Origin of the sequence: Microcoleus sp. F4-D5, assembly GCF_036704885.1 — a bacterium.
In the GTDB taxonomy this organism is placed as follows: Bacteria; Cyanobacteriota; Cyanobacteriia; order Cyanobacteriales; family Microcoleaceae; genus Microcoleus.
The window spans coordinates 1-12,531 of record NZ_JAUBSX010000126.1; the positions used below are offsets into that span (position 1 = coordinate 1).

6 protein-coding genes are annotated in these 12,531 nt (G+C 42.8%); all 6 read right to left on the reverse strand.

The genetic code is table 11. From position 1 onward, the window contains the following. Positions 1 to 128 precede the first annotated feature (128 nt). Positions 129 to 1,556: a DUF3370 domain-containing protein gene (locus tag QUA80_RS31665; protein ID WP_333428893.1), complete on the reverse strand. Its 1,428-nt coding sequence runs from the start codon at positions 1,554 to 1,556 to the stop codon at positions 129 to 131. Between the two features lie 242 nt (positions 1,557 to 1,798). Continuing rightward, entirely contained in the window at positions 1,799 to 2,533 is a 735-nt protein-coding gene (locus QUA80_RS31670) for a PEP-CTERM sorting domain-containing protein (protein ID WP_333428894.1), read from the reverse strand. A 93-nt stretch (positions 2,534 to 2,626) separates the two neighbouring features. Next, positions 2,627 to 2,950, reverse strand: a complete 324-nt coding sequence (locus QUA80_RS31675) for a hypothetical protein (protein ID WP_333428895.1) — start codon at positions 2,948 to 2,950, stop codon at positions 2,627 to 2,629. 41 nt (positions 2,951 to 2,991) lie between these two features. After that, positions 2,992 to 8,304 carry an AAA family ATPase gene (locus QUA80_RS31680; protein WP_333428896.1) on the reverse strand — a complete coding sequence of 1,771 codons (5,313 nt, stop codon included), beginning with the start codon at positions 8,302 to 8,304 and terminating at the stop codon, positions 2,992 to 2,994. 102 nt (positions 8,305 to 8,406) lie between these two features. Further along, positions 8,407 to 10,485 (reverse strand): carotenoid oxygenase family protein, encoded by a 2,079-nt coding sequence (locus QUA80_RS31685; protein ID WP_333428897.1) that lies wholly within the window; start codon positions 10,483 to 10,485, stop codon positions 8,407 to 8,409. A gap of 170 nt (positions 10,486 to 10,655) precedes the next feature. Beyond that, positions 10,656 to 12,531, reverse strand: a 1,876-nt coding sequence (locus QUA80_RS31690) for a carotenoid oxygenase family protein (protein ID WP_333428898.1), incomplete at its 5' end; no start/stop codon positions are given.

Sequence of the window (12,531 nt, forward strand, 5' to 3'; positions counted from 1 at the left end):
ACTTATTATCTCGGATGATTCACTTTTATCCCCTCCATCTGCCTATGTGCCAGTTGGGGGTGCGGAATGTGGGTTGTGGGGTGGGCCTATGAGCCCGCCTCGAATATGCAATTTAAATGCGCGACAGCTTAATTACTCGATCGCACAGTCAAAACTTGGGGCGGCGTCGCATCCGGCGGATACAAGAAATCCACCTGCACCAAACGGCGTTCCCCCGGCTTCATATTCACATTCACCAAAGGTTCCCCCTGCTGTCCCCGGCGCTGCACGATGTGAATGTAGCGCGTCAAAGTCTTGCCCGTATCATCATTAAACATCACCCGCACCGTACCTCGGAAAAATATCCGATTTTCAGGAGGCTCGTAAAACATCAATCCCCCCGATTCTGTATTTGCTTTGATCGGTGTTTGCATTTTAATGCTAACAGATTGGGATTCACGAGATTTGTTGTAAAGCGGAAAAGTTAAGTTGTATTGAATCCCGTAATTACCGTGAGCAGAGTAAGCAGTATCGGGATAGCGAGCTAACATTTTAGCGCTTTGAACTTGACCAGTGCCAAAAGTACCCGTATCCGTAGTGCTCAAAGCATAAGAAAAGGACTCGCCGCGCTTGGGAATAGTTAAATAATCGGTTCTCGAATTGTCCGTAATTTTAGCTTGCCACTGGGAACCTTCAGCTACTCCCGCCACGCGGCCGTAAATTTTTTGCACCGGATTTTCGCCTCTCGGAGTTGGTGCTAAATCTCTCGGCCCCGCTAAACCTTGGGTATTTAAAATATTTTCCCACTGTTCTAATGTGGGATATTGCTCGACTCCTCCTTGACTTTTAGGGGCAAACATCGCTAACGATGCTACATAAACCGAATTGCTGCTCGACATTCGCATCAAGGTCGATCGACCGTTGGAAGAAGGCGTGACATTCCCCACAGGTATCGGCAAATTCATCAGCATTCGGCTCTGATTCGCCGGAATCTCGATCGCAGCGGGCAAAATGGCTTGTCTGTATCCCCGCAGCACATCGCTCGTGATGCGGCTTCCAGGCCCCGCAAACACAGTGCCAAATCGATTCTCTAAATACGACGGTAAATCGACAAACAAAGCGTCCGGCCGAGTTAAATAAGTCGCTCCTTGCAAGACATTTAAAGTAACAGGTTCCGAGTTGGGATTGCGGACAATTATTCCTTGAAATAAGGTGCGAGTTTCGGCGCGATTTTTAGCTTTGGCGATGTGGTGGGCAAAGATATCAAATCGGCCTTTGAAGGGAAAGTTTAAGTGTGCAGAAGGTACTTGTTTTCCTTCTGGGGGAAATGTGGAGAGCAAAATGCCTTCGGTTTGCACGACTTCCGGGCTGTTGCTGTTGAAAACCGGGATGCTGTCGAGTTTTCCGGGCAAAACGCGCACTTGCTGGGGTACCGTCACAGTGTTCAGCGGGGCCGTTGTCGGAGGTACTGGCAAATCCAGTTCGTTTTCCGGTATCGAAAATTCTCGCTGGATGATGACTTGTTGGGTCGGAGGTGTCGGGGTTGCTTGAGCGAGGGGGAAAATTGGCAAAAACATTGCTGAGAGAGCGTTTAACTGAACTTGCAGAAGATTGCCACATAGCAACCGACACAAAAACTTACCACAAATTGGTTGATATTTTCTGGGGATTTTGAGATTTTGTCAGTCTAGAGCAAAAATAAGAGCCAGAGGCGGGATAGCTGCGCTGGCTCTTATGAGTTGATATTAGAAGTTAAGCTTATTTGACACAAATGCGGCGAGCTTTTCTGCCGATGGATGGCCCGAGCCCCTGAAAAAATTTAGGCTGTAGCCTTTTTTGCCTGCTTGCGGCGTGCTGCTACTAAACTTCCCAACCCCATCACCATACCTGCAATAGTTGTTGGTTCGGGCACTGCCTCAGCATCAGCGGAAACTCCCGCCATAACTTTGTCGCTGGTGCCAATATTAGACCCACTTACCTGCTGGAAGCGAACCCCTGCCTTGAGCGTACCATTCTGAAATCCCGCCAGCAAAGCACTTTGTGCCTGTTCCGCACTCAGGCTGCTGCCAGTTAGCAAAAAGCTAACGAAAGTAGACTGATTTTTATATAAGCCTCCATTCGCGTTTCCACCCTCAAAGCTATTGCGCGGAGTGCTAATGCCATAGTCGAAACCGTCGTGCAAACCGCTAATATCAACGTTTTCCCAAAACGATGTAAAATTGCTGCCTGCAGTCGATTTAACTGATGCAGTAACGCCGCTAAATACGTCAAATGCCACGCCAACGAGAGAAGAGTCTGTTGCACCGCCGGCTGTAGCCTTGGTGCCAGTGGTATTGGTGATACCCAAATTCAGGAGCAAATCGGCTCCACTTTGGACAATGTTGAAGTCCAATGTTGCAGTAGCCCCGGTACCGATGCCGTTGGTAGTACCGTACTGAGGATCGACGGATAAAGCGAATGCTTGGGCTTGCGTTGCAGTTAGTAATGAAGAAGCAATGGCTAAACCAGCGGTAGCTATACAGGCAGTTAGTGGTGGGGCAAAGTTGGTTTTCATAAGAGTAATACCTTGTTTCTATCGTTAGAGGGATTGAATTTATTGAGTTCTTTTGCTCTTTGTTTACATCATCTGTCATGTATATGTCTTTGTCTATACATTTTTGATACCTTTACCAAAACAATATGCTTCAAGGTTTATTCTTAAAATTTTCGTAAACCAGGTTGGATCGCAAAGGCTAAGATGACTATTAATCAAGCATTCCAGGAGCAACCCTCCCTTATTGCAACTTTCGGCAATATCGGCTGCTACAACTGTTGTCTGCGTAAAATTACTAAAACAGTAGTTATTTTTTATACAAGTAAACTGGTTCTGTTTGCCGATCGCACCTTCCTGAGTCCGCGCACCATTGCCAAAATTGTTGAGCGTGAAGTCGGTTTCGATCGTCGGACGCTCAAACAATTTACCAATTACCAATTACCAATTACCAATTACCAATTACCAATTACCAACTTGCGTTATTTCTGTTTTAGGACTACCAACGTAATGTCGTCAAAAACTTTATGTTTGTCAATATGTTGCCGCAGATGATCGATTACTGCTTGTCGAATTTCTTCAGCCGTTTTGTGACGATTTTCTTTGGCCACTTGGCACAATCTTTCTATGCCGTAATACACTTTATTTATATTGACAGCTTCGGTAATTCCATCTGTGTAAAGCACTACTACATCCCCGGGATTAAGATGCACTTGAACTTGGGAAATAAAACCCGAAATATCTTCCTCTAATCCCAGAGGAAAGCCTAGTTCTATTGTATCGATCAGTTCGATGTTACCATCAGTACGGACTACGATAACTTCTTCATGTTGACCGCTGAGGCTGAAGTTACTATCTTGATAATCTAACAAAGCCAAAGTCATGTTTCTAGACGAGTCGATACGCTCGATATTGGCATAAAGGGTGCGGTTTAACACATCAAGAAACTTCACCGGATCGGTTTCGTTTATTTGTTGGAGAGTGCGGACGGCGGTTTGCGCCATAATCATTAATACGCCACTTTCTAAACCATGTCCCGTAACATCGCCGATGCTAATTTTTACCTTATCATTTTGGGTTAGCACGTCGTAGTAGTCGCCACCAACTTCATCGGCAGGTTGCATATATCCAGCTATTTCTAATCCTTTAATTTTATCAATTTCTGATTGTTTGGGCAAGATCATTTGTTGCAGTCGTTTCGTGACTTCTAACTCAGCACTGAGGCGGATGTTTTCGGCTTTAAGTTTGTTGTTGAGGTCGCTAATTTCCTGGTTTGCTTGGGCGAGTTGGGCGGTGCGTTGTTGCACCTTTTCTTCTAAAGTTTGATAGAGACGGGCATTTTCGATGGAGATCGCAGCTTGGGCGGAAATGATGTTGAGGACTTCTAGGCGATCGCGCGTAAAAGCCCCCGCTGTTAAATTATTTTCTAGGTATAAGATGCCTACCAACTTACCTTGATTAATCAGGGGGCTACACAAGATAGATTTAGGTCGCTGCTGAATAATATACGGGTCAGAGGCAAACCTAGTTTCAGTGGTTGCATCATCGATCGCCAGAGTTTCTTGCGTGCGTTGTACATAATTAACCAGCGAGATAGGAATCACTTGATTTTCAGTCGCTGACTTGGATATTAATTCACATCGTTCACCCGTACATTGAGCTTCAATTTTCCACTTACCTGCTGGGTCAGGTATGATGAAATAAAACTTTTCTGCTCCCGCGTTTTCCAGCAAGACTTGCATCAAATTCGAGAGCAATTCATCCAGATGAACTTCCCCTGAGAGCGCTTGGGAGGCTTTGATAATTGTTGATAAATCCAGCTCTTTTGCAGCACCTGAACTGGTAGAAGTGAGAGTGGTTCTGGTCTGAACAATCGTTTCGTCTCTTCCACTCGTCACGCTCTTTTTCCTACCGACGACTGGTGCGAGTAATTCAGAATAGCGCTCTTCTAAATCTTTAACTTTTGCCTTGGCTCCCCAGCGAATATAAGCATAGTAAGCGTCTATCATGTAGGTACGCGCTACTTTCTGACGACCTAAAGTTAAATAAAATTCTGCTGTTAGTTCATTGGCGAGGGCTTCGTGCTGGACATATCCATTTTCCTTGGCTCCATCTATCGCCAGGTCGTAATATTCCATTGCTGAGAAAGATTGCCCCAATACGCGGGCTTTTTCTGCCTCTACTAAGTCATACTTATGCTGGTAATTGGCTGGGCAATGGACAGCCCAATATTTCATCTTTTGTTGATTTTCTTCTACTTGTTTTAGATATTGTTGCTGTTTAAGATTGTTCTCATTATCTTCACGCTTGTGCGTGTTTGCATACTGAGCAACTAAAGCAAGCGAATAGTAAAAAATATGTTCCGCAAACAGAATTATATTGCGAACAAAATGTGAATATTTGGCAGCTAATTCAGCATTTTCTAAACAGCCATAGTAATCTTTAAAAAGATAGCACAAACGAGATTTTAAAAAATATATGTACAACAAATATATTACATTATTTTGTTTAATAAATAGTGGTAAATTTTCTATTTCGTTAAAAGTATTGCCAATTAATTCGCATTTATTTTCAGCGCTTTCCCTAATATTAGATACAGCTTGACCAAATATTTTCAACAAGTTTAACTGGTATTCCTGTTTAAACATATTGACAAAATCAATATATTGCTCTAACCTCTCAGCCACCAACTCAAGATGTTCACCAACAAAAAACAAGTGGGCGCAGTAGAAGTCAGCCGTATGACAAGCAAATTCTATATCGCCAACTTCTAGACCGTCTTGAATTGCCTGACGCAAGGGTTCTATAGTATTCCTAGTATGTTGCTTCCAATGTTGGATAGTAATGCAATATGTGAGCAATGCTTTACAGCGAAACTCTTTGGCATTCAGCTTATCTAATACATTCAAAGCTAGTTGACCGAGCTGATAACCAAAATCTATGTCTGGAATTTGCCAAGTTACGATTCCACCATAGTTACAGTAGGCATAAATAGCTGGCCTAGAATTTCCATATTGACTGGAAAGATCGATCATAGTATACAGAATTGGTAGAGATAGCTTGGCATCTCCAAAACAAGCAGGAGGCCATATGAGAGTTAAAATCTGCATAGCCGCCAGCTTGTAGGGATCGGTCATTTCAGGTAGGTTTGCTAACTCCTCAATATTGAGTTCTTGCGGGGGTGATTGACTCAGGGTCACTCCTAGGATTTGGAGAACTTGCAGTCCGGTATCTAAAGCAGATTGAATCTGGTTTTTAGCGAGGTTAAGCCTAATTTTCAGCACATATAAGTTGACTTTTTCGAGGATTGTTTTGGCTTTTTGGAGGGTGCGATCGCACAATATCCCCGCTCGTTCTAAATTGGTATTGAGATATTCGGTTTCCGCCGCTTCCAGATAAAAATTAAATGTCAGATCGTATCTACTTTCCCAGCTATCTTGACTCAGCAGTTCTAGACCTATATTCAAATAATTAACAGCGGCTTCATACGCAGTCGTGGCCTTTGCTTTCTGTCCGGCGATCAGGTTTAATTGGGCCAACTCATCTTTTTCTGACTGATTAGTTAGCAAATCAGTGCCAAAATTCAGTTGGTTAACCAGAGCAAAAATATTATCTTTTCGCTCTTGATCGGTTGTATTATTCAGCAGCAGTTGACCAATTTTCAGTTGAGTGGCTTTTTTCTCTGACTCTGGAATCAAAGAATAAGCAGCTTGCTGCACGCGGTCGTGCAAAAATTTGTAGTCAACTTTGATATCGCGTATAGATGCCAACTCTTCCTGGGCAAAGAGTAGAGGAATTTTGTAATTTTCAGACAGCGGCAGAATCAAACCTGCTTGCAGTGCTTCCCACAAATGAGCAGCCGTCGCTATGTTTGATTCTTCATTGACAATTGATAAAACTTCTAAATTAAATTGGTTGCCGATACAAGCCGCTAATTTTAATGCTTTCTGCGTTTTTTCTGCGAGTTTGCGAATATTGCGAGCAACCAGTTCAACAATATTGAAATCTGCGATGCCAATCGCCTGTATTTGTTGAATATCCCACTCCCAGCAGTCTGTGTCTACCTGATAAACCAGCAGATTTTCCGAGTACAGGGTTTTGAGTAGCTGCGTTAAGAAAAAGGGATTTCCTTGGGTTTTATTAAAAATTAATTCAGAAAAAACTTTAATTTGCTCTGAATTGATGCTTGCATCCAGAGTTTCTGCAACTAATTGGTTGACGCTATCCAAAGCCAGCGCCTGAATGGTGATATTATTCACCAACGTTTCAGTTTCTTGAATTTTTTCTATTGTCTGAATTAAAGGATGAACGGGACTGACTTCGTTATCTCGATAAGCTCCAATCGTTAACAAATATTTGTTATCTGGGTCAGTGACTAAGAGTTGGATTAACTTTAGAGATGCCGAATCTGCCCACTGTAAATCGTCTAGGAATATGACTAGCGGGTGTTCGGGTTGACAAAAAACTCGAATAAATTGTTGAAATACCAGATTAAATCTGTTTTGGGATTCCGATGAACCCAGTTGAGGAACTTCAAGCTGTTTACCGATAATTAGTTCGACTTCGGGGATAACATCAATAATAACTTGACCGTTATTATCTAGCGCATTTAATAAGTTTTTTTTCCAAATAGCAATCTGTTCGGAACTTTCGGTTAATAGCTGACGAACTAATTCTTGAAATGCTTGGATTAACGCCGCATAGGGAATATTGCGCTTAAACTGGTCAAACTTACCCGCAATAAAATATCCCCTAGCTGCTACAATTGGTTTATGAACTTCATTGACGATTGAAGTTTTACCAATCCCGGAATAACCGGAAACTAACATCATCTCGGTGGCACCGAGGCTGACTCGTCCAAAGGCATCTAGAAGAATTTGGACTTCGGTTTCTCTACCATAAAGCTTCTGGGGAATGAGTAGTTGGTTGCCGCGATCGCGTTGACCGATGGGAAAATTTTCAATCTTTCCAGTTGTCTGCAATTGCTGCAAACAAGTTTCCAGGTCAAATTTTAATCCCGCCGCACTTTGATATCGGTCTTCCGCATTTTTTGCTAACAGTTTCATCACAATACCTGAAACCGCTTGAGGAATTTCTGCTACCTCTTTAGGTGGGACGGGTTGTTTGGCAATATGACAGTAAACCAACTCCATCGGATCGGTGGTAGTAAATGGCAACTGGTTGGTCAGCATTTCATAGAAAGTCACTCCCAAAGAGTAGAAGTCGGTGCGGTAGTCAATTGTTCGATTCATCCTCCCCGTTTGTTCGGGTGACATATAAGCGAGAGTCCCTTCCAGCAAGTTGGGATTGACAATAGTTTGCTGTTCTTTGGGTAAGGCGATCGCGATGCTAAAGTCAGTTATTTTGACTTCCCTAGTTTTGGGGTTGATGATGATATTGCTAGGTTTAATATCTTTATGTATAATCCCTACTTTATGGAGTTGACCTATCGTTTCTGCTAAAGAAATCGCCAAACTTAAAAAATCTTCTAATTTAATGTTTTTAAATGTCAATAATTTGTTAATAGCTCGACCGCCAAAATCTTCTAATACTAAAGCAAAGCTATTCTGATAGCTAACCAGATTGTATGGCTTAACAATTCCTGGAATGTCTAATTTTTGGGGAATGCTGTATTCTTGTCTTAGGCAAGTAATCTCTTCAATGTTCGGATATTCATTTTTAATTATCTTGAGAATAACTGACTGGCGATCGCGCTCTCTGATTCCTCGGCAAACAACTGTTCTGTCTCCTTCATAAATTGTCTCTGCAATTGTGTAGCCGGGGAGAATAATCATATTTTTACTTTTTTTGTTTAAATATAAAAAGACTAGAGGTCAGGATGACCTAGTTTAAAGTAGCTTTGACCTCTAACCTTGTTAAATATATTACCGTTGCTCTCAGATCGATTTTAATTTTTTCTCAAAGTGAGGGTACACCTTTTCATCAAACAGATCCTGAATCTCCTGCGATCGCTTCTGAGCCACTAATTCCTGATAATCCTCCCTCACAGGCACGTTGTAGCTAGCTTGGCGGCGTCCAATACTTGGCAGCCACGTCGTGTGCAAAGTTAACCCAAAGTTGAGATCGGGATGACTCAGTTTCCACTGCGGCCCCTGCTTGAGATTCCAAGCCTCGAAAATCCAGATCTCGTAGGTATTGTTCAACCAAACAGTGCAGGTAATGTAACCATCTGTTGAACTGTTCCCATCACCGCGCGGTATAAACTGGGGCGAAAGACCGATACAACCAGGAGGAAATTCATAGGAGTCGGCAATCTTCATCGATTCAGTTGAAGAAGTATCCATCCGGAACAAGCTGCTTGGTCTGCCTTCTTCTTGGGCAATTCTGAGCAATTCCTCTAGTGGCACTTCTCTTGCCGGATAGTCTTTGAAGAAATCAACCATAAACTTACTGACTAGATCCTTCCAGAGTCCCAAAGAGATCCAGTAGATATTATCAAGCTTACCTGGCGGCATGGTGGGATAGAGATCCGAAGGAAGTCGGTCAAGATAAGCATAAAGTGCTACTCCCCAAGTACACTTGCACTCTTCTGCTTCAGGGATAAATTTCTCTGGAATAACCTTCTGTTCAACGATTTCTCCAGTTTCTCCGTTAATGACGTAGCGTCCGACGCGACTGATGTCCATCTCGCTCTGTTCCATCCCGTGTGGGCGAGGTAACTTAGGGTCGAAATAAGGAGAATCATCATAGGCACGTATCCATTCAGACACATCCCAGGCACAAGTATGTGCTGCATGGAGGGTAATCAGTTGTTCGGGATTGTCGTAATCTACGAGAAAGTGGGTAACTTCTAGAGGAATTTCTACTTTTTGGACAGTCACCGTCGGCACATCTTCGTTGCGATCGCTAATCCCAGGTTTTTGACCGTTGATTAAGCGATCGCGAGGTACTAGATATACAGGAGTTGTTGCTAACTCCATCACATCCAGTTTTTTTCGCAGGCATTCTTCTAACCTTTTGTTTTTCGGAAAAGGGTTGTTAATTATCTGTTCTATCCCTGTTCTGAAAGAGGTATCTACAATTACCACATAATTTTGAGAAAATCCAATTTGGTGAATGCTTTGCTTAATTTTGACCGGCGAACCATCAGACAATACTAGCTGCCATCGCTCTAGTTCTTCTTTACCATCCCAGCGAATTAGATAAATGAAATCTTCTGGAAGCTTGAATTTTTCCAGATATGGTCTAGCTGGTGGAAAAACTTTCTTTACTTGTTTCGTTAGTTTATTTGCCGTATTAGTTACGGTGCCGAGAAAAGTTTTTAATGACATCCCATAATTGACCGTGAACATTTCGCTTTTGCGAACGTCAAATACGGGGTGGGCAGTGCTAAGCACGGGTGAAAAGGGAAAATTCAGGCACTGCAAGGGAAAATTTAGCTCAATTTCTCCTCGCCACTCTTTGTTCCAGCCTACAGGAGTTGCCACTTCAAGAGTTGCCGTATCAATTTCGTAATGACGGCCCGCATCATAGGCAACTAGCAGGCGTTCTTGGGAGTCCTCAGCAAATTTCATTGGCAGGAAGGCAATACTTAAATCGTTGCGAGAGCCAAGACACCAAGAAAACCTGATGATGCCATGATTGCGAAATTGATACTTGGCATACTTTTCACCAGGTTGGGCTGCTTCATCCGCATAGTAATCTGGTGGCCTGATAATCCGTGTAGTTAATAAAACTTCACCCTTTGGCTGGAAGTCTAATCGGTAAATCATGCCGTCGCCGCCCAAGAATGAGTCTCCATTGATAAAGGGAAGACCTCCTGATTCAACGGTACCGACTGGTGCAATGATAAAGACATGACCCTGTAAGTCATCTGGTAAGTCTTTCTCACCCATCTTGGTAATATTTAGTTTGATGTCGGTGAGTTCATCGCGTTTAGCTTTGACAAGCGATTCGGGAACTGGGGGACAACTGTCTCTTACTGCTTTGGTATTGCTCTGAGTTGGTTCGCTCATGTGACTCTCCTGAGTTGAGATGTGACAATATTAACAGTGCAGATTGGGGTCGGATGCGATCTTCCTTCGGAGACGCTCTTGCATCGCCAGATGCAATTTATACCATTTTATAGAGTCAATGGGAGGGAAAGCTCTCTTTCAAGAATTTTGCTGTTGCTACAATCCTACTTTTAAGTAGATTTTGTATCTCCATCAAAGTGCGGATACACCTCATTAACAAACAACTCCTCAACTTCTTGCTTGAACTGTAGAGGGTAAGGAAAATTTTCTAATAAATCTTGGTAATCTTGCCTCACCGGAATGTTGTAGCTAGCTTGGCGAGTGCCAATATTTGGTAACCAAGCTGCGTGCAAAGTATAACCAATGTTGAGTAAGGGGTGTCTCAGCTTGCACTTTGGTCCCTCCTTTAAGTGTTTGGCATCGAAAATCCAAAATTCATTGCTATTTTTAAACAAAACCGCACACACAATGTAACCGTCTGTTGAACTATCTTCGCCATCTTTACGCGGTACGAACTGGGGAGAATTCACTGTGTAACCACTCGGAAACTCATAGTAGTCGGCGATCTCCATCGACGATGTATGCAGCCGGAACAAGCAAGCTGGTATGCCTTTTTCTGCTAACCTCAAAACCTCTGACAGCGGTACTTGCTGGTACTTATAGTCTTGATATAGGTCACACATTGACTTTGTGATCAGTTCTTTCCAGAGTCCCGAAGAAATCCAGTAGATATCTTCGAGTTTGCCTGGAGGCATATCTGAATGTATTCCGTCATGGTATGTGTATATCCCTGGCCCCCACGTGCATTTGCGATCTGAGATGATTTTTGACTCAATAGGCTTTTCATTTCTGCTTTCTACGTCGATAACATAGCGTCCCATGCGACTGATGTCCATCGGATTCATTGTTATCCCAGACAAGTAAGAAGGTAAGGAATTATGGGGTGAATAAGCAGACACATCAGATACTCGCAACCATTCCGATACCTCCCAAGCACAAATATGCGCTATGTGAAGTGTGATTTGTGCGCGTGGATTTTCATAGTCCACCAAAAAATGTGCTGCTGGGAGTGGGATCGCAACCTTCCATGCTACAACTTCAACTTCTCGCTGATTGCGTTCAGCACTTTGTCCAGGTTTTAGGTAATCACGAGGAACAATATATATAGTGGAATCGGGCAAAACTGGACGTGTCAGTAAATTTGCAAGCTGTCTTTCCAATTCCTTGTTGTCAGGAAAAGGATTATTGAGCAACTGCCCTAACCCAGCTTTGAACGCTGTGTCCATTACGACTACGTAGTCTCTGGTGACTCCAATTTGATGTATAGTTTGCTTAATTTTAACTGGTGAACCATCAGGAAGGATCAGCTTCCATCGCTCTAGATTCCCTAAACCATCCCAGCGAACCAGATGGACAAAATCTTCTACACCAATAATCTTTTCAATTAAGTTCGTACAAATTTGAAAGATTGTCTCAGAAAATGGAGAAAATCTACTAAAGAAATTTTTGAAAAAAATATCGCTCAAAAACTTAGCGAAATTTTTGATAAACTCCTCAACTTCTGGCGGTAGTTGAGATAGCTTTTGAATCAAAGGTGTGGTTTCAAGAAGACTGCCTAAAGACCTTCCATAATTGACCGTAAACATCTCTTGAGTGTGGGCATCAAAGACTGGATGAGCGGTGCTAAAAACAGGTTTAAAAGGCAAGGGGAGCGACATTGCTCCCCTCCACTCTTTATTTGCCCCAACTGGAGTCACAACTTCAAGGGTTTCTGTATCAATTTCGTAAGGACGACCTGCGTCATAAGTTACTAGCAGACGCTCAGGTTCGTTCTGAGAGAATTTCATGGGTAGAAAACCTGTATTTAACTCGTTGCGAAAGCCCAGAAATACAGAAAACCTTGAGATGCCATAATTTCTAAATTGATACTTTTCATACTTTGATCCAGGTTGGGTTGTCTTGTCAGCGTGGTAATACCATTTTTCTAAAGTTATGCTAGAGTTACCTGAAAAGTAAAGGAGAATATTAAAATGTCTGGGCGTCCTC

Coding starts and splice junctions, on each gene's coding strand:
- QUA80_RS31665 (WP_333428893.1), bottom strand. CDS start 1,556: ATGTTTTTGCCAATTTTCCCCCTCGCTCAAGCAACCCCGACACCTCCG.
- QUA80_RS31670 (WP_333428894.1), bottom strand. CDS start 2,533: ATGAAAACCAACTTTGCCCCACCACTAACTGCCTGTATAGCTACCGCT.
- QUA80_RS31680 (WP_333428896.1), bottom strand. CDS start 8,304: ATGATTATTCTCCCCGGCTACACAATTGCAGAGACAATTTATGAAGGA.
- QUA80_RS31685 (WP_333428897.1), bottom strand. CDS start 10,485: ATGAGCGAACCAACTCAGAGCAATACCAAAGCAGTAAGAGACAGTTGT.